Origin of the sequence: Pantoea graminicola, from assembly GCF_048452665.1 — a bacterium.
Lineage (GTDB): Bacteria > Pseudomonadota > Gammaproteobacteria > Enterobacterales > Enterobacteriaceae > Pantoea.
In genome coordinates this window covers 38,240-57,087 of record NZ_JBLWSJ010000006.1, presented here as the reverse complement: position 1 = coordinate 57,087, position 18,848 = coordinate 38,240, and the positions used below count along the sequence as shown (strand labels likewise).

17 protein-coding genes are annotated in these 18,848 nt (G+C 55.8%); 4 read left to right on the top strand and 13 right to left on the bottom strand.

Going from position 1 to position 18,848, the window contains the following annotated elements:
* Positions 1 to 26: 26 nt before the first annotated feature.
* Both ACNY69_RS14945 and ACNY69_RS14940 read right to left on the bottom strand, forming a co-directional pair.
* Positions 27 to 977 (bottom strand): ATP-grasp fold amidoligase family protein, encoded by a 951-nt coding sequence (locus ACNY69_RS14945; protein ID WP_111140214.1) that lies wholly within the window; start codon positions 975 to 977, stop codon positions 27 to 29.
* A gap of 8 nt (positions 978 to 985) precedes the next feature.
* Complete coding sequence (locus ACNY69_RS14940; RefSeq protein WP_111140213.1) at positions 986 to 2,242, bottom strand: oligosaccharide flippase family protein; 1,257 nt, start codon at positions 2,240 to 2,242, stop codon at positions 986 to 988.
* A gap of 524 nt (positions 2,243 to 2,766) precedes the next feature.
* On the opposite strand from ACNY69_RS14940, the gene ACNY69_RS14935 reads away from it, so the two are divergent.
* Positions 2,767 to 3,162 carry a transposase gene (locus ACNY69_RS14935; protein WP_111140212.1) on the top strand — a complete coding sequence of 132 codons (396 nt, stop codon included), beginning with the start codon at positions 2,767 to 2,769 and terminating at the stop codon, positions 3,160 to 3,162.
* Positions 3,163 to 4,087: 925 nt separating this feature from the next.
* Here ACNY69_RS14935 and ACNY69_RS14930 read toward each other — a convergent pair.
* From ACNY69_RS14930 to ssb1, 3 genes are all read right to left on the bottom strand, one after another.
* Complete coding sequence (locus ACNY69_RS14930; protein ID WP_111140211.1) at positions 4,088 to 5,047, bottom strand: DMT family transporter; 960 nt, start codon at positions 5,045 to 5,047, stop codon at positions 4,088 to 4,090.
* Positions 5,048 to 5,123: 76 nt separating this feature from the next.
* On the bottom strand, positions 5,124 to 5,951 hold the full coding sequence (locus ACNY69_RS14925; protein ID WP_418799030.1) for an AraC family transcriptional regulator: 828 nt from the start codon (positions 5,949 to 5,951) through the stop codon (positions 5,124 to 5,126).
* A gap of 259 nt (positions 5,952 to 6,210) precedes the next feature.
* Positions 6,211 to 6,750 carry a single-stranded DNA-binding protein SSB1 gene (gene ssb1, locus ACNY69_RS14920; RefSeq protein ID WP_418799028.1) on the bottom strand — a complete coding sequence of 180 codons (540 nt, stop codon included), beginning with the start codon at positions 6,748 to 6,750 and terminating at the stop codon, positions 6,211 to 6,213.
* Between the two features lie 223 nt (positions 6,751 to 6,973).
* On the opposite strand from ssb1, the gene uvrA reads away from it, so the two are divergent.
* Positions 6,974 to 9,802, top strand: coding sequence for an excinuclease ABC subunit UvrA (gene uvrA, locus ACNY69_RS14915; protein WP_111140208.1), 2,829 nt, complete (start codon positions 6,974 to 6,976; stop codon positions 9,800 to 9,802).
* A 231-nt stretch (positions 9,803 to 10,033) separates the two neighbouring features.
* Positions 10,034 to 11,098, top strand: coding sequence for an NAD(P)-dependent alcohol dehydrogenase (locus ACNY69_RS14910; protein WP_293774286.1), 1,065 nt, complete (start codon positions 10,034 to 10,036; stop codon positions 11,096 to 11,098).
* Positions 11,099 to 11,146: 48 nt separating this feature from the next.
* Here the strand turns inward: ACNY69_RS14910 and ACNY69_RS14905 are convergent, their stop codons facing one another.
* The 6 genes from ACNY69_RS14905 to dnaB all read right to left on the bottom strand — a co-directional run bounded on the left by ACNY69_RS14905 (position 11,147) and on the right by dnaB (position 16,115).
* Complete coding sequence (locus ACNY69_RS14905) at positions 11,147 to 11,470, bottom strand: MmcQ/YjbR family DNA-binding protein (RefSeq protein ID WP_111140206.1); 324 nt, start codon at positions 11,468 to 11,470, stop codon at positions 11,147 to 11,149.
* Positions 11,470 to 11,889 (bottom strand): secondary thiamine-phosphate synthase enzyme YjbQ, encoded by a 420-nt coding sequence (locus tag ACNY69_RS14900; RefSeq protein ID WP_111140205.1) that lies wholly within the window; start codon positions 11,887 to 11,889, stop codon positions 11,470 to 11,472. Before ACNY69_RS14900 ends, ACNY69_RS14905 begins: the two co-directional genes overlap by 1 nt.
* A gap of 119 nt (positions 11,890 to 12,008) precedes the next feature.
* The gene (locus ACNY69_RS14895) at positions 12,009 to 13,202 is read right to left on the bottom strand and encodes an amino acid aminotransferase (protein WP_111140227.1); all 1,194 of its coding nucleotides are present in this window, start codon (positions 13,200 to 13,202) and stop codon (positions 12,009 to 12,011) included.
* 40 nt (positions 13,203 to 13,242) lie between these two features.
* Positions 13,243 to 13,857, bottom strand: a complete 615-nt coding sequence (locus ACNY69_RS14890) for a YitT family protein (protein ID WP_111140204.1) — start codon at positions 13,855 to 13,857, stop codon at positions 13,243 to 13,245.
* A 242-nt stretch (positions 13,858 to 14,099) separates the two neighbouring features.
* A complete protein-coding gene (locus ACNY69_RS14885; protein WP_128084961.1) occupies positions 14,100 to 14,579 on the bottom strand; it encodes an Lrp/AsnC family transcriptional regulator in 480 nt (159 codons plus the stop codon).
* 129 nt (positions 14,580 to 14,708) lie between these two features.
* Positions 14,709 to 16,115, bottom strand: coding sequence for a replicative DNA helicase (dnaB, locus tag ACNY69_RS14880; protein WP_111140202.1), 1,407 nt, complete (start codon positions 16,113 to 16,115; stop codon positions 14,709 to 14,711).
* Positions 16,116 to 16,211: 96 nt separating this feature from the next.
* Between dnaB and ACNY69_RS14875 the strand changes: the two genes are divergently transcribed.
* Positions 16,212 to 17,195 carry a quinone oxidoreductase gene (locus tag ACNY69_RS14875; RefSeq protein WP_111140201.1) on the top strand — a complete coding sequence of 328 codons (984 nt, stop codon included), beginning with the start codon at positions 16,212 to 16,214 and terminating at the stop codon, positions 17,193 to 17,195.
* 209 nt (positions 17,196 to 17,404) lie between these two features.
* Here ACNY69_RS14875 and pspG read toward each other — a convergent pair whose 3' ends face one another.
* Together pspG and dusA are read right to left on the bottom strand one after the other, a co-directional pair.
* A complete protein-coding gene (pspG, locus tag ACNY69_RS14870; RefSeq protein ID WP_111140200.1) occupies positions 17,405 to 17,671 on the bottom strand; it encodes an envelope stress response protein PspG in 267 nt (88 codons plus the stop codon).
* Positions 17,672 to 17,849: 178 nt separating this feature from the next.
* Positions 17,850 to 18,842, bottom strand: a complete 993-nt coding sequence (gene dusA, locus ACNY69_RS14865; RefSeq protein ID WP_111140199.1) for a tRNA dihydrouridine(20/20a) synthase DusA — start codon at positions 18,840 to 18,842, stop codon at positions 17,850 to 17,852.
* Between the last annotated feature and the right edge of the window lie 6 nt (positions 18,843 to 18,848).

The following is an 18,848-nucleotide window of genomic DNA, read 5'->3' as shown; positions in this document are numbered from 1 at the left end:
GGGGTTTTTTATATTGCTGTGTGTGCTTAAATTTTCTTCAACATGGCAGGGATATTCACATCCTGCACTGTCACGCCCGGGCTCTGCGTTCCGCGACGGTCCTGAATCCACATATCTCCCATCATCTGATTTAAACCGCGATCCAATCCGGTTACCAGCCCTGCACCTGGGGTGAAGGTCAGTTCGCCAAAGTAGATCTGTTCGTCATGGATATACCAGTCCACACGCACATAGTCGAAATCACTGGCCAGCTTCTTGCTCAGTTCCAGCGCATGCTCCAGCGAAGGCAGGATCGGCGAGACATCCAGACCGGTGTCGCGAATCTTGTGATAGGCCTCGCTGAGGTTGTTCACATAGAAATTCATCGACAGCAGCGGCTGGCAGCGGTTGTAGATCACCTGCAACACATATTCGAACTTGCCATCACGCTTGTTGAACATATGGAACTTGTAATCGATCGGCGCGCTTTTGCCATCACCAATGTACTTCTCTACCAGAATGCGTGGTTTGATGTAGCGGTAGTGGATCTCACGCGCTTCGTTGGCGAAGTCGGTCTTCAGCCAGCGATAGCAGTCGTGAATGATCTGCTGCTTGCGCAGCGCATCCGGCTCTTCCAGCAGAATCTCCACCATGTTGGAGGCGTGGTTCGGCTTGATCACCGTGCCTTTCCAGCAGGGTAAGCTGTTCAGCGTGGTCGGGTCAGTGGTTTCGTGAACCAGCGGGATCAGGTACTCATTACCGATTTTCTCAGCAATAAATTCGCGCACCGAGTATTTATCTGACAGGCGACCATAGTTCTGGTAATCGCCGAAGATAAACTTACGGTACAACACCTTCTCGTTGAACACTTTTGGCTGACGCAGATTGGGCAGCTTTCTGAACTTATGGAAGTAGTAGATGCGGTCCTGATAAGCCCAGGGCATCTTCTTGATAAAGTACTGCACACTTCTTCTGAGTTCTTCTTTCAACTTGAGCATATCTGACCTCATTTGTAGGTTTTGTAGTTGAGTGAGGAAACCTGAATCTTTTGAATGACGCCGTTTTTAAAGAAGTAATTCATTACGGTCAGGGACAAGAGCTCTGAAAGGAAAACGCTCCACGCGGCCCCCATGATGCCGTGCCCCTGAATCAACCACCAGGAGAGCGGCAGACTGATGACCATCAGGCAGATGATTTTCCGCAGCAGGTAGTTGAATCCTCCCTCTTTAACCATGTAGCGATACGCTACCGTTCCCATTGCCGAAAAGCTGGTCGCTATCGACAGCAACGTAATGAGACTTCCTGACTGTGTGTATTCCGGCCCGTACAACGCAATGATGATCCGCTCGCCGTAAAGCGAAATAACCAGCAACATCAACAGGGAGACAGCCATAACATAGCCATTGAGCCGGGCAGCCAGCTTAATGGCTACCTCGCCGCGCTCTCTGAAAATTTCAGTGAAGCAGGAGGTGATAAGCGCCACCGGGATAAAAATCCAGGAGGCGGAAATGGTGTTAGCCGCCGCAAACAGGCCAAGGTCGCGCGCGGGCGCGGTGCCCGCCAGAAACATCTGTGCGGCTTTAACCTGCACAGAGATAAAGATGCTGGAGATCGCCAGCGGCAGACCGGCATACATCAGATAACGCAGATAGGCGGTGCGCTTCTCGCGCGGCGGCATCTGATCCTGATGCTCCTGATAGAAATTGCGGCGTTTAATCAGGTAAGGCACCAGCGTCACGGCCACGATCGACAGCGTCAGCCAGAGCGGATTCAGACGCAGCCAGGCGATGGTGAAGCTGATGGCGAAACTCAGCAGCATTCCCACCGCGTTGGCGATCGTGTTCAGCCGCGAGGCAAGCCGGGCGTTGTTATAGACGCTGAAGGTGTCCTGAGTGACAAACACCGAAGCCACAAATGAGGCCAGTGCAAATGCCAGGAAGTTTTCCTGCATGTTGTACCAGACCCAGATTAAGACTGGCACCGATGTCGCCAGCAGCAGCACCATCCGCAGCGTGCGGGCGATCGTCATCAGACGCAGCCCTTTGGCCGCATTTTTGCTGACGCGCTTGAACAGAATGGTTTCGGTGCCAAAGATTGCAACGGTCTGCACCATTGCAAACAGTGAAGTAGAAAACGCCATCTGGCCGAACACCGTCGGACCAAAGGATTTCGCCACGTAAGACGTCACAAAAATGACGCCAAAAACGGAGATGATCTTTTCAGACATCATCCAGGCGGCATTCGACATTACGCTCAATTTCATCGACTCTTCCTTAGTATTACTCAACTACAACCGCTTCGGTACAACATCCCTGTAACGAATTAATAAGCGCTCAGTGGGCCTGGCGGAAATGTAAGACTTCAGACCAAACTGGTCCGAAAAGTGAGAAGTAAATCATATTCCGGAGAGTGAATTCAGGATAATTCTTATTATAAATGGCGCGAATCACTTCAAATGGAAACGATTTCAGGCTGAAAATAAAACAACCTTAAAGCGCCTTATCGGCAAATTAATCAGGTCGATAAGGCTAAATATCCAATGTACGTAGAATTTTTTCGTAATTTGGATGCGATGAATTTATAACAAAAACCCGCCTCCAGGAAGGCACGCCTGGCCGATAAGAATAAAATAAGATTTATCCCATGATGATATTTATTCCAAATATCTTAATTTAGGCTTCGCAATTCAACTCGCGCACTTTAATACTGCCTTAATAGAATCTTACAGTGCCAGAAATTATTAAAGTCATTCTCATCCATTAATCGATAAGAAAGGTAAGAGCATTTATGAGAAAGTCACGATACAGCGAAGATCAAATCACAAATGCCATTAAAGCTTCTGAATCGGGCGTGAAAGTCAGGGAAATCTGTGAAGAGTTAGGCATCTCTGAAGCCACGTTCTACAGCTGGAAGAAGAAGTTTTCTGGGTTGTCTTCGGAAGAAGGCAGAAAAATCAAGGATCTGGAAGAAAAACTGCAGAACATCACACGCGAACTGCAGATCCTCAACTCTGACAAAGAGATGCTGCAGAGCGTGCTGAAGCACTTCTTTACGACGAATGAAAAACGTCAGGCTGTGGATTTTCTGCAGAGTACTTTTGACATCGGCACCCGCCGCAGCTGCCGCTTATTGGATATCAGCCGCAGCGTCTACCACTATCCGTCAGGCACGGAGAACCGCTGAACCTAATGCTACCGCGCTTTTTAGACTTAACGCTGAGATTTGTTCTTACCAGAAGAGATGAAGATCATTTAACAGGACAATTGCGGCACCCTTTTCCGCTCCATTTATAACTAATGAATGGCTTCACGGCTAAGCTTCTTTTTTTGCGGTAAAATTGATTCACAACAGCAAAAGTCTCGCATTCCACGCCTTTTCTCCTCCTCCCGGCCCCGTTAACAGCGGGGCCGGGCCCTCTCGTTATCTGATAAGCCCTGCTAATCCCCGGAACTAAACACGCTGAATATGATTAAGCCGCTTTAAACATCGGCCAAAAAATCGTCACGTCTTTTTTAAGTTAACAATGGTCCTGACGAAAATCTTTCGGCTTCGCTTTAATTGTCGTGCAGTGCGTTAATTGCCTCTGCCGGGACCAGGAATAATCCAGGATAAATAGTTTATTGCTCCTTAACACTAACGTTATCTGTCTTACGCCTGCTTCTCTTCATTGCGCATCATTGATGCCAGAGATTAATATTTATTTATTAACGCAGCGGCGGAATTGTCTTACTCCTTTATCACTGAGTGAAGTTAATCGTGGTTTTTAACCCGCTTTTCTCAGGGCCAGACCACAATAAAAAGCCGTGGATAAAAGCGTAACGTCCATAATGTTGTCCCTTTTTCCCTGATTAATGACCGATATCTGAACAGTGAATCCCTTTTCGGTGCGAAAAGATCGGGGGAGAGACGGGTGTAAGAGGCTTTTTTTCACGGGTTAAGGGGGGATAACCAGGGGAAGCACGGGGAATCGCCTGGGTGCAGCGCCCTATGAAAACGATTTCGCGGCATAAATCTGCCGGAGAGCGAGCAAATCGGCATAGGGCTTAATCTTAAAAAGCCGCGCAGCGTCGTCTCTGCGCGGCAATCACCTGCTGTTTCGCGTGGGGGGTTAGTCGTTCACCGACACCACCCGCGGCTGAGGTTTGATACGCATGGCCCAGATTACGCCCGCCATCAGACAGAGAATCCCCGCAACAGTGAGCTGCGGCGGCCAGCGTTGATACCAGAGAAAAGTCCATAACAGGCCGAACAGGATCTCAAAAACGATCAGCGGCCCCATCAGCACGGTAGGCAGACGCTGGCTGGCTGCGTTCCAGCACAGGGTGCCGAGCCAGGAACAGAGCAGGCCAATCGTCAGCATCAGAGTGACAAACACGGCGGGCCGTGGCCCGAACGGCAGTGAAAATGCGGGCTGCTGCCAGGCGATCTGCACGCTGACCAGCAGATACATCACCAGCGCCATCGGCAGTGTCACCAGCCCCTGCGCGGTGGCCCAGGTCGAGGGCCGCAGTCCGGGATGCGTCCGCAGCCAGCGGGCGTTGCGCAGCGGATACCAGGTCCAGCAGATCACGGCCAGCAGTGCCAGCACAAGCCCGGTCAGGTAACGGCCAGGATCCAGCATCGCGCCCTGATTCTGCAGCTCCGCCGCGTTCACGCAGAGCAGCCCGGCGGCCATCATGATCAGCGCCGGAAACAGCCGCCGCCACGACAGCCGCCCTTCGAGATGGCCGTAACAGAGATTGGCCGTCACGGCGATCACGACCGGCAGCGTGCCGATAATCATGGTCGAAACCGGTCCGCCGGTTCGCTGAATGGCGTTCGCCAGAAAAGCATAATAGAAGAGGTTTCCCACCAGCGAGAGCTTAATGGCTTCGCGCCAGTCTGCTCGCACCAGCTGACGCAGACGGCGACGATCGTGCCAGGCCAGCGGCAGGGCGATCACGCCAAAGGCGACATAACGCCCCGCCGATTGCAGCGCGCCGGGGTAATCGGGCACCAGCAGCGGCCCGACAAAGATCAGCCCCCACATCAGCCCGGCAGTGATGGCAAAGATGACGCCAGCAAACATGATTTTTTCCCGTATGACGTTTTCGGGCAGTGTGGCGGATTCGGGCGGGCAATGCTTGTAGCAGATTGCGATCGCGTCAGGGCTGGCGCACCTGTTTCTGATAGCGTCCCGGCGTGATGCCATACCGGTGGGCAAAGGCGCGGGTCAGATGAGCCTGATCGGTTAAGCCCACCGCCGCCGCGACGCTGGCGGCCGGTTCACCCCGCGCCAGCCGCTGTTTCGCCTCGTAAAGCCGGAAGGCCATCAGCATCTGATGTGGCGTGACGTGATAGTGCTGACGAAAGGCGCGTAAGAAGTGCCACGGCGACAGCGAAGCCAGCGCCGCCAGCTCATCCAGCCGTACCGGCTCGGCCAGGTTCGCACGCAGATAATCACGCACCAGGTCAAAACGATGACCGGTTTCGATCCGGCCCGGCGAGGCCATGCGTGCCAGCGGCCGGATCTGCAGCAGCAGTTCCGCGAGCAGGCCATGACGTGCCAGCTCAGACTCCGCCTGCCAGAGCCCGGCCAGCGTGCGGGAAAGCGGCTGTGCCACGCGCGGATCGGTCAGCAGCGCCTCGTTAAACCACCAGCCGCGGTCGCCGGTCAGCTCCTCCATCCGCTGCGGCTGGATATAGATCATCTGATAGCGCCACCCCTCCTCGCACGCCGACTCGCCGGTGTGCAGCTCATCCGGGTTCATCGTGACCAGCGAGTTGACCGGTGCCGTATACTGGGTGCCGCGATAGCGGAAACGCTGCGCGCCCGCTTCGATAGTGCCAATCCCAAAGGCTTCATGGGTGTGGGGCTCAAAGGCGTAACGGGAGATGTGGGCCTGATAGAGTTCCACACCGGGCAGTCCGGTAGGTTGCCGGAAACAGGCGCGATCTTTCTCATACGGGAAACTCGCCGGAACACCTTCCACGATTGACTCCTCTTCTGAACCGATGTGACCTTCAGAATGCCTGCGACCGGGGGCAAAATGCAAAAAATTGCGATTCACTGTGTGCACGACGGCACAGCAGACGTATTCATGGTATGAGGTGTGCTCGCCGCTGCGGCTATCCGGCGACGTGCCGCGCAGGAACGCGACACCGGCAGCGCGATCGGCGCGGGAACATGGACACAGCGCATAAAAAAAAGCCCGCATCGCGGGCTTTTCGGCACTCTTTCTGCCAGTGGAATCAGAACGGAATATCGTCGTCGAAATCCATTGGCGGTTCGTTGTTGTTACTGGCAGGTGCGCTCTGTGGCTGCTGCTGCGGACGGGACTGCGCGCCGCCGCTGAACTGGTTGTTGTTGCCCTGCGGCTGCTGCGGCTGACCCCAGCCGTTGTTGTTGCCACCGCCCTGCGCACCGGCGTTACCGCTCTGCTGACGGCCACCCAGCATCTGCATGGTGCCACCGACGTTCACGACCACTTCTGTGGTGTAACGCTCCTGGCCACCCTGATCCTGCCATTTACGGGTACGCAGCTGGCCTTCGATGTAGACCTGCGATCCTTTTTTCAGGTATTCGCCCGCGACTTCAGCCAGTTTGCCAAACAGCACCACGCGGTGCCACTCGGTGATCTCTTTGTTTTCACCGGTCTGCTTGTCACGCCAGCTCTCAGACGTCGCCAGCGTAATGTTCGCAACCGCGCCGCCATTGGGCATATAACGTACTTCCGGATCCTGACCCAGATTCCCGACAAGAATCACTTTGTTAACGCCACGACTGGCCATGTTGCTGTCTCCCGATGAGTTAATGCATACAGTCTAATCCATCAATTCTAACACGTCCTGCGCACTGTTTCCCACTTTAGAGCGGGGTTCCAGTTTTAATCTGCCCGCCGCCCGGACCACAGAGTACTGGATATTTATTCAGTCTATTTTTTGTGCCATAATGACACGTTTATTCTGGCCGTGTCGGCAAGGCGCGGTGAGTGCTGCTAACCGGGAAAGGTGAATGGATAAGATCGAAGTTCGTGGTGCCCGCACCCATAATTTGAAAAACATTAACCTGACCATCCCACGCGACAAACTCATTGTGGTGACCGGCCTGTCAGGCTCCGGTAAATCCTCACTGGCGTTTGATACGCTGTATGCGGAAGGTCAGCGCCGCTATGTAGAGTCGCTCTCTGCGTATGCGCGCCAGTTTCTTTCGTTAATGGAGAAGCCAGACGTCGATCACATCGAAGGTTTGTCGCCCGCCATCTCTATCGAACAGAAATCCACGTCGCACAACCCGCGTTCTACGGTGGGAACCATCACCGAGATCCATGATTATCTGCGCCTGCTGTTTGCCCGCGTGGGCGAACCGCGCTGCCCGGATCATGATGTGCCGCTGGCGGCGCAGACCGTCAGCCAGATGGTTGATCAGGTGCTGTCGCAGCCGGAAGGCCGTCGCCTGATGCTGCTGGCGCCGGTGATTAAAGATCGCAAGGGCGAACACACGAAGACGCTGGAGAACCTGGCGGCGCAGGGCTATATCCGCGCACGCATCGATGGCGAAGTGTGTGACCTCTCCGATCCGCCTAAGCTGGAACTGCAGAAGAAACACACCATCGAAGTGGTAATTGACCGCTTTAAAGTGCGCGATGACCTGTCGACCCGCCTGGCGGAATCGTTTGAAACCACGCTGGAGCTTTCGGGCGGCACGGCAATTGTTGCGGATATGGATGATGCCGACGCCGAAGAGCTGCTCTTCTCGGCTAACTTCGCCTGTCCGGTCTGTGGTTACAGCATGAGCGAACTGGAGCCGCGCCTCTTCTCGTTCAACAACCCGGCCGGTGCCTGTCCGACCTGCGACGGCCTCGGCGTGCAGCAATATTTCGACCCCGATCGCGTGGTACAGAATCCGGAGCTCTCGCTGGCGGGCGGCGCTATCCGCGGCTGGGATCGCCGCAACTTCTACTACTTCCAGATGCTGCGTTCGCTGGCGGATCACCTCAGCTTCGACATTGAAGCCGCATTCGGCAGCCTGCCCGACAACGTACAGAAGGTAATTCTGTATGGATCCGGCAAAGAGAATATCGAATTTAAGTACATTAACGATCGCGGTGACACTTCGGTACGCCGTCATCCGTTCGAGGGCGTGCTCAATAACATGGAGCGTCGCTACAAAGAGACCGAATCCTCTGCGGTGCGCGAAGAGCTGGCAAAATTTATCAGCAACCGCGCCTGTGCCAGCTGTGAAGGTACCCGTCTGCGTCGCGAAGCACGTCACGTTTATGTCGAGAACACCACGCTGCCGACCATCTCGGAGATGAGCATCGGTCATGCGATGTCCTTCTTTGAAAACCTGAAACTCAGCGGCCAGCGTGCGCAGATCGCCGAGAAGGTTCTGAAAGAGATTGGCGATCGCCTGAGCTTCCTGGTGAACGTCGGCCTGAACTATCTCTCAATGTCGCGTTCTGCCGAGACCCTTTCCGGCGGTGAAGCGCAGCGTATCCGTCTGGCCAGCCAGATCGGTGCCGGGCTGGTCGGCGTGATGTATGTGCTGGATGAGCCCTCTATCGGCCTGCACCAGCGCGACAACGAGCGCCTGCTCGGCACCCTGATTCACCTGCGCGATCTCGGTAACACGGTGATCGTGGTTGAACACGACGAAGATGCGATCCGTGCCGCTGACCATGTGATCGACATCGGCCCGGGTGCCGGTGTGCATGGGGGCCAGGTCGTCGCAGAAGGCACCGTGGATGAGATCATGGCGCAGGAGGCGTCGCTGACCGGCCAGTTCCTGAGCGGCAAGCGTGAGATTAAGGTGCCGGAAGCCCGTGTCAAAGGCGATCCGGCGAAGGTGCTGAAGATTACCGGCGCGCGCGGCAACAACCTCAAGGATGTTACGCTGACGCTGCCGGTCGGACTCTTCACCTGCATCACCGGCGTCTCCGGCTCGGGTAAATCGACGCTGATCAACGATACGCTGTTCCCGATTGCACAGCGGGCGCTGAACGGGGCGACCATCGCCGAACCGGCCCCCTACCGCGATGTGGCGGGTCTGGAGCACTTCGACAAGGTGATCGATATCGATCAGAGCCCGATTGGTCGTACTCCGCGTTCTAACCCGGCGACCTACACCGGCATCTTCACCCCGGTACGTGAACTCTTTGCCGGCGTGCCGGAAGCGCGTTCGCGTGGTTATAACCCGGGCCGTTTCAGCTTTAACGTGCGCGGCGGACGCTGTGAAGCCTGTCAGGGCGATGGCGTGCTGAAAGTCGAGATGCACTTCCTGCCGGACATCTACGTGCCGTGCGACCAGTGCAAAGGCAAACGCTATAACCGCGAAACGCTGGAAGTGAAGTACAAAGGCAAGAGCATTCATGAAGTGCTGGAGATGACCATCGAAGAAGCCCGTGAGTTCTTCGATGCGGTGCCGGCACTGGCGCGTAAGCTGCAGACGCTGATGGATGTGGGTCTCTCCTACATCCGCCTCGGTCAGTCTGCGACGACGCTCTCCGGCGGTGAAGCGCAGCGCGTGAAACTGGCGCGTGAGCTTTCCAAACGCGGCACCGGCCAGACGCTCTACATTCTGGATGAGCCGACCACCGGCCTGCACTTTGCCGATATCCAGCAACTGCTGGAAGTACTGCATCAGCTGCGCGATCAGGGCAATACCATCGTGGTGATTGAGCATAACCTCGACGTGGTGAAAACCGCCGACTGGATTGTCGATCTCGGCCCGGAAGGGGGCAGTGGCGGCGGTGAAATCCTGGTGGCGGGCACGCCAGAAACCGTGGCGGAGTGTGAGAAATCCCACACGGCGCGCTTCCTGAAGCCGCTGTTACAGAAGTAATTCCCTCAGGCCCGCCGCGTGCGGGCCTTTTTTATTGCCCCTGCCGATTCAGCCAGAAAAATGCAGGATCAGGCAAGATTCAGACATGTATAGGCATATACGCTTTTCACCACGCTGACTATCCTTAAGCGGTTCCTCTTTGGCACGCCCTGCGTCGCCCTGTTTTTGCAGCCCGTTCAGACGGCTGCACTTCATCAGAAAAACTCACGACACATCGAAACTGGAGACACCATGAATATTACGCATGCGTATGCTGCTCAGGATGCAAAATCCAAACTGGCACCGTTCGATTTCAAGCCGCGTGAGCTGCGCGCCCATGACGTCCAGCTTGAAGTGCTGTTCTGCGGCGTTTGCCATTCCGATCTGCATCAGGCCCGTAATGAGTGGAAAAACACGATTTTCCCTGTTGTGCCGGGTCATGAAATTGTCGGTCGCGTAACCGCCGTTGGGCCGCAGACGCAGAAATATAAAGTCGGCGATCTGGTTGGCGTGGGCTGCATGGTCGACTCCTGCCGCAGCTGTCCGAGCTGTCAGCAGGGTCTGGAGCAGTACTGCGAAAACGGGTTTGTCGGCACCTACAACGGTGAAGATCGCGAAACCGGCGCGATTACCTACGGCGGCTACTCCACATCAATGGTGGTGGATGAGAGCTTTGTGCTGCGTATTCCCGAAAACCTGGAGCTGGCGGGCGTGGCACCGCTGCTGTGCGCCGGGATTACCACCTACTCCCCGCTGCGTCACTGGAATGTCGGCCCGGGTAAAAAAGTGGGCATCGTCGGTTTAGGCGGTCTGGGCCACATGGGTGTGAAGATCGCCCACGCGATGGGTGCGCATGTGGTGCTGTTCACCACCTCGGCCTCTAAGATCGAAGATGGCAAGCGTCTGGGCGCCGATGAGGTGGTTATCTCTAAAGATCCGGCGCAGATGGCGCAGCACGCAAACAGCTTCGACTTTATCCTCAACACCGTGGCGGCGCAGCACGATCTCAACCCGTTCATTACTCTGCTGAAGCTCGATGGCAACATGACGCTGGTCGGTGCGCCGGAGCACGATCACCCGGCACCTCAGGTGTTTAACCTGATCTTTAAGCGCCGCAGCATCGCCGGTTCACTGATCGGCGGTATCGCGGAAACGCAGGAGATGCTCGATTTCTGTGGCAAGCACAACATCACCTCAGACATTGAACTGATTGCGATGGACCAGATTAACGACGCCTATGAACGTATGCTGAAAAGCGACGTGAAGTACCGCTTTGTTATCGACATCAACACGCTGCGCGAGCAGTCTGCCGCGTAACCGTCCTGCGCTTAACCCTCTTGCTCAGGTAAGAGGGTTTTTTGCTGTCTACCGCCCCGCCGCCACCTGCTGCCAGGAGGCGTCGATCAGATAGTAGATCTGCGAATCTTTGAGCGAACCGTCGAGAAACAGTGTGCTCCAGTGGGACTTATTCAGATGTTCGCTGGGAATAATGTCGCTATGCTCTTCGCGCAGTAACTCGGCCAGCGCGGGCGTCGATTTCAGCGATATCGCGGGCCGCCCTTTGGCCTCGTGCACCATCGCAAACAGCACGCCATTGCTCTTAATCTGCGTGGCTTTCCAGTCACTGTGGACGCTCTGCTCCGCGCCCGGCTTGCTCATACAATAGGTCAGTAAGTCTGAGTTATTCATTACGCTTCCCCCTGTAACGTCGCGACAATTCGCCTGGCACCGCCATCAATGCGATGCTCGCCCAGCCAGATACCCTGCCAGGTGCCCAGCACCAGACGTCCGCGCTGAACCGGTAAAAGTAACGACACGCCTAAGATCGATGATTTGATGTGTGCGGGCATATCATCGCGTCCTTCGTAGTCGTGCTGATAAGGTGCATTTTCCGGCACATGCCGCATGAAATGCTGCTCCATATCGCTGCGCACCGTCGGATCACAGTTCTCATTTAAGGTTAACGACGCCGACGTATGCTGTAACAGCAGATGCAGCAGGCCGGTTTTGATATCCCGCAGGCCGGAGAGCGATCCGACAATCTCATCGGTCACCAGATGAAAGCCGCGCGACTTCGCGCTCAGCGTGAGGGTCTGTTGATGCCACATAACGGTTTCCTTGAACGGTTGTCCCGTTTAAGTGTGCAGCATGTCGCCCAAAGGTAAACCCTGACCCATAAAAAAACCGCCGGATCGAACCCGGCGGTTTTTTCACAGCGTGGCAACCGTTACATCACGGCGGCAAAGGCTTCAGCCACCTGATGCACGTTTTTGCTGTTCAGACCGGCGACGCACATACGGCCACTGCCCACCAGGTAGATGCCAAACTCGTTGCGCAGACGATCGACCTGCTGCGCGCTCAGTCCGGTATAGCTGAACATGCCGCGCTGTTTCAGCAGGTAGTCAAAGTTTTTGCCCGGCAGCGCGGTGCGCAACACTTCGACTAATGACTCACGCATCGCGAGGATACGCAGACGCATCGCCTCCACTTCTGCCAGCCAGCTCGCTTTCAGCGCCTCATCGTTGAGGACCCGCGCCACGACCTGCGCACCAAAGTTCGGCGGGCTGGAGTAGTTACGACGAACGGTCGCTTTAAGCTGGCCCAGCACGCGCGCTGACTCTTCGGCGCTGTCGCAGACGATAGAGAGCCCCCCCACGCGCTCACCGTAGAGCGAGAAGATTTTGGAGAAGGAGTTGCTCACCAGCGCGGGCAGACCGGCGGCTGCGACGGCGCGCAGCGCATAAGCATCCTGCTGCATACCGGCACCAAAGCCCTGATAGGCGATATCCAGGAAAGGAATCAGCTGCTGCGCTTTCAGCACCTCAATGGTTTCATCCCACTGCGCGTCCGTCAGGTCGGCACCGGTCGGGTTATGGCAGCAGGGGTGCAGCAGAACGATGCTCCGGGCCGGCAGGGTTTTCAGGGTGCTGATAAAGGCATCAAAGCGCACACCGTGAGTGTCTGCGTCATACCAGGGGTAAGTGTTCACCTCAAAACCGGCACCGTTGAAGATCGCGATATGGTTTTCCCAGGTCGGATCGCTGACCCAGACAGCGGACTGCGGGAAATAGCGTTTCAGGAAATCGGCGCCCACTTTCAGCGCGCCCGAGCCGCCCAGCGTCTGAATCGAAGCGATACGGCCCGCCTGCAACATCGGATGATCTGCCCCGAACAGCAGCGGTGCAATCGCACTCCGGTAGCTGTTCAGCCCTTCCATTGGCAGATAGAGCGATGCCTGATGCGGCTCAGCATAGATCTGCTCTTCGGCAGCCGCCACGGCCTTCAGCTGTGGGATGATGTTCTGTTCGTCATAATAGAGCCCGATACTCAGGTTAACTTTGTGTTCGCGCGGGTCTTGTTTGAAGGCTTCCATCAACGACAGAATCGGATCGCCAGCATAGGCATCAACGTTTTGAAACACGGTATAGGTCTCCAAGATTGGTCCAGAGGTAAAAAACGGGTTAAACCCGGTAGCGTCCCGGACGGTGGTTCATTGCAATAATCAGATTCAGGATCACCGCCCCCGCAATCGAAGCGAGCAGGATCGGGCCACTCACCACAAACAGGGAGGCCAGCACGACGCAGGTGTCCACCGCCATTTGCAGTTTTCCTGCGCGGATCCCAAAGCGATCCTGAAGCCACAGCGCCAGAATGTTGATGCCGCCCAGGCTCGCTTTATGACGAAACAACACTATAAACCCGATTCCCATGATGACGTTACCGAACAGTGTCGCATAGAAGGGGTTGAGATCGGAAAAGTGGACGAACAGCGGATGCAGCTGGGTAAACAGCGACACCAGACCGACGGCGCAGAAGGTTTTCAGGGTAAATTCCCAGCCCATGCGTTTTACCGCCAGCCAGTAAAAGGGAATGTTGATCAGGAAGAAGGCGCCGCCAAACGACAGCGGCGAGAGGTAACTGATCAGAAAGGCGATACCAGCGGTGCTGCCGGTCAGGGCGCCTGCCTGTTTCAGCATGATGACGCCGAACGAGACCATCAGGGTGCCCAGCACCATCGCCAGCGCATCTTCAATGCGCGAATGCGGGACGCGGGCGGGTTCTGCGATGTTATCCATGGGGGGGTTTCTCAGTGCAAAGGATGCGGTCCAAATGCAAAAAACGCACCATCGTCACCGCGCTCACCGGCGGCTGCACGGAAGCGCGCGATATCTCATTGATATCCCTGATACTTCAGGACAGAAATTTTTGCATGAATGACGCCTGCTTCCGTCATATCTTGCGTAAAACCCCGTTACGATGCGCGTTGTTTGCATGCTTTACCGCCAGTGTGCACCAAAAGCGCACAGCGCGCACCTTTTTAGCGCGTTCTGCTCTCAGGCATCATCATCAGCCCGTTCTCTTTCATGCGGCCCAGCACCACTGACGTTTTCACATGAGATACGCTCTGATGACCGGCCACTAACTGACTGATTAAGGCACTCAGGGCGTTGAGATCGGCCACAGCCACTTTAAGCAGATAGTCTGCATCCCCGGTGGTTTTGTAAGCATCGACGATCGCCTGCTCCTGCTCCACCATGCGGTGAAAACTCTCGACATACTCTGCAGTATGGTTAATCAGGCGCACCTCTATCAGTCCTACCATGCCCAGCCCAATCGCATCGGGTGAGAGCCGGGCGTGATAGCCCAGGATCAGATTCGCCTGTTCCAGATTAATACGGCGGCGGGAGCATTGTGAGGCCGAGAGCCCGACCAGATCGCTCAGTTCCTGATTGGTCAGACGGCCGTTGGATTGTAATAAAGTCAGGATTTTAAGGTCGTAATCGTCTACGTGAGTCATTCCGTTTCCACAGCGTAATGGTCGTCGCTTTGTTACAGATAACCCGATAACCCGAGAGGTTGTCCAACACTATTTTCTGATGATGGGAGCTGTCATGCACAGATCGTGCATGACAGCCCGGTGCGGAGATTATTCGTCGTCGTACTGCGGGCCTGCATAGTTATCAAAGCGCGACCACTGGCCGTTAAAGGTCAGCCGCACCGTGCCGATCGGGCCGTTACGCTGTTTACCCAGGATAATCTCGGCGATCCCTTTAAGATCGCTGTTTTCGTGATAAACCTCATCGCGATAGATAAACATGATCAAATCCGCATCCTGTTCGATCGAGCCCGATTCACGCAGATCCGAGTTGACCGGACGCTTGTCGGCTCGCTGCTCAAGGGAGCGGTTAAGCTGCGACAGCGCCACAACCGGCACGTTCAGCTCTTTCGCCAGCGCCTTCAGCGAGCGGGAGATCTCCGCAATTTCCAGCGTTCGGTTGTCCGACAGCGAAGGCACGCGCATCAGCTGCAGGTAGTCGATCATGATCAGGCTTAAACCGCCGTTTTCACGGTAGATGCGCCGGGCACGGGAGCGCACTTCGGTAGGCGTCAGGCCGGAAGAGTCGTCGATGTACATATTCTTCTTCTCCAGCAGGATGCCCATGGTGCCGGAGATACGTGCCCAGTCCTCGTCATCGAGCTGGCCGGTTCGGATGCGGGTCTGATCGACGCGGGAGAGTGACGCCAGCATACGCATCATGATCTGTTCGCTGGGCATCTCCAGGCTGAAGATCAGCACCGGCTTATCCTGCAGCATGGCGGCGTTTTCGCACAGGTTCATCGCAAAGGTGGTTTTGCCCATCGACGGACGGGCAGCGATAATAATCAGGTCAGAACCCTGCAGGCCCGCCGTCTTTTTATTCAGATCCTGATAACCCGTATCGACACCGGTGACGCCGTCGTGCGGCGTCTGATAAAGCGATTCGATTCGGGTAACGGTCGATTCCAGAATCTGCTCGATATTTTTCGGGCCCGCGTCTTTATCTGCGCGCGCTTCCGCAATCTTAAAGACGTTCGACTCCGCAAAGTCGAGCAGCTCCTCACTGTTGCGTCCCTGTGGATCGTAACCGGCATCGGCGATCTGATTGGCAACGGAGATCATCTCGCGCACCACCGCACGTTCGCGCACGATATCGGCATAGGCGCCAATGTTGGCTGCGCTCGGCGTATTTTTAGCCAGTTCAGCCAGATAGGCGAAGCCGCCCGCCATCTCCAGTTCGCCACGGGTTTCCAGCGATTCAGAGAGTGTAATCAGGTCAATGGGTTTGCTGTTTTCCAGCAGCCGCTGCATCTCTGAAAAAATCAGCCGATGCGAACGGTTGAAAAAATCATTCGCGACGACGCGCTCAGAGACGTTATCCCAGCGCTCGTTATCCAGCATCAACCCACCCAGCACAGACTGCTCCGCTTCCAGCGAATGCGGGGGCATTTTCACGCCTGCGAGCTGGCGATCCTGCGTTTCGTTCGATTTGTTGGTGGGTTTATTTCCTGCCATAGTGAATGCATTACCGATCTTCTGTGGGGACGCGCAAGTATACCTTAGTTGAGGGGCGTGCCTCACCCTCATGATGAAACAATCACAGGAGTCAGAATGGCAAAGCGTATTCAGTTCAGTGCGCACGGCGGACCGGACGTTTTAGAGTGGACAGATTTTGAACCTGCTGAGCCTGCGGAACAGGAAGTTCAGGTAGAGCATCGCGCTATCGGCATCAACTACATCGATACCTATGTGCGCAGCGGCCTCTATCCGGTGGCCGCCTTTCCTTCTGGCCTGGGGACGGAAGCCGCGGGCGTGGTTTCCCGGGTCGGCCGGGGCGTTACGCTGTTTAAGCCCGGCGACCGCGTGGTCTACTGCCTGGCATCCCTGGGCGCCTACAGCGAAGTACACAATGTGGCAGAAGATCGCCTGATGCATCTCCCGGAGGCGATCAGCTTTGAACAGGGCGCAGCCAGCTATCTGAAAGGGCTGACCACGCAATATCTGCTGCGCCAGACCCATAAAATCAGCGCCGGAGAAACCTTTCTGTTTCACGCTGCGGCAGGCGGCGTCGGACTGATCGCCTGCCAGTGGGCCAAAGCACTGGGCGCGCACCTGATCGGCACGGTAGGTTCTGCGGAGAAAGCCGCACTGGCGAAACAGGCCGGTGCCTGGGCGACCATTAACTACCGCGAAGAGGACATTGCGCAGCGCGTCAGCGAACTGACAGAGGGAAAAAAAGTGGCGGTGGTCTATGACTCCGTCGGTAAAGATACATGGGAAGCGTCGCTGGACTCGCTGCGTCGTCATGGCCTGCTGGTCAGCTTTGGTAACGCCTCCGGGCCCGTGACCGGCATTGATCTTGGCATCCTGAATAAGAAAGGATCGCTGTTTGTGACCCGTCCTTCGCTGTTTGGCTACATCACCAACCGTCAGGAGCTGGAAACCGCCAGCGCCGAGCTGTTCTCGCTGCTGGCCAGCGGCGCGATTCAGGTGGACGTTCCCGCGCAGCAGAAGTTTGCGCTTAAAGAGGCCAGCAGGGCGCATCAGATGCTGGAGAGCCGTGCCACGCAGGGCTCCTGCCTGTTAATTCCGTAAGCGTCAGCAACAAAAAGGGCTTCCCGCAGGAAGCCCTCTTCTTTTTTTCTTTTTAGTTCGCGCTGGTGTAGGGACAGCGGCGATGAATTCGTGTCGGGTCGATGGCACATCGAACTGACGACAGCATCCTGCCAGAAAACATAAGTAAAAAATATGTTTAATTGCAGATCCGCGCTAATCAATCTTTCACTCTGTGATCTTTACCGCATTTAGCGCCAGCTTTTTCGGTCTAACCTGTTGATCTTGCGCCGCAGGTTGCGACGCGCTCGTGCATCGCTGTCGCCAAAAAAAGTCCGATGCAGCCAGACGGCTATCACCGCCAGCACCAGCCACGGTAACACTTTAATAACAAGTGCGAGCAGTCCACCGACAAACATTACGATGGTCGCTACCCCCAGTGCCGCCAGCACGCCCACCAGCGAAACGCCGGTCAGCAACAGCATCAGGAAAAAACCCAATACGAATAAAATTTCCACGTCAGCACTCCTTTTTGATATTCATTGTTATAGATATTACAAAAAGCGTGCCAACAGATAACCTGCTGTTTTTACAACATTAAACGGCCGGTTCGTGCCTGTGACCTGGTGAGAAAAACCAGATTATGGCGTAAAAAAAACCAGCCTCACGGCTGGTTTTTAACGTTAAAAAAGAAAATCAGGCTTCCTGCGGGATTTTATCAGCGACCAGCGACAGCGCCGCATCCAGCACACGCACGTCCGCGCCCGGCTTATGGGCATTTTCGCTCAGATGGCGACGCCACTGGCGCGCGCCCGGAATGCCCTGGAACAGGCCCAGCATATGGCGCGTAATGTGGCCGAGATAGGTGCCCTTCGCCAGCTCCGCTTCAATATAAGGGTACATGGCACGCACCACCTCAACCGGATTTACCGCCGGCTGCTGACGACCAAATAAGGTCCGATCGACCTGCGCCAGAATACCGGGGTTCTGATAGGCTTCGCGGCCCATCATTACGCCGTCGAGGTGCTGCAGATGGTTCTGCGCCTCTTCCAGCGTTTTCACGCCGCCATTCAGGGCGATGGTCAGATGCGGGAAATCGCGTTTCAGCTGCCAGACGCGCGGATAATCCAGCGGCGGGATCTCGCGGTTCTCTTTGGGGCTGAGACCGGAGAGCCAGGCTTTACGCGCATGAATAATAAAGGTGTCGCACTCGCCGCGCCCCGCGACCGTGCCGATGAAATCGGTCAGGAACGCATAACTGTCCAGCTCATCAATACCAATGCGGGTTTTGACGGTGACCGGAATCGATACTACGTCGCGCATTGCTTTGACCGCATCGGCGACCAGATTTGCCTCGGCCATCAGACAGGCACCGAAACGGCCATTCTGTACCCGATCAGAGGGACAACCGACATTCAGGTTCACTTCATCGTAGCCGCGCTGTTCTGCCAGCTTCGCACAGTGCGCCAGCGCCGCCGGATCGCTGCCGCCCAGCTGCAACGCAACCGGATGTTCGGCCTCGCTGTAAGCCAGGTAATCCCCTTTGCCATGAATGATGGCGCCGGTGGTCACCATTTCGGTGTAGAGCAGCGTATCAGCCGTCAGCTGACGATGGAAATAGCGACAGTGGCGATCGGTCCAGTCGAGCATCGGCGCGACAGAGAAGCGTTGCGAAGAAAATTCAGGCATGAAGTA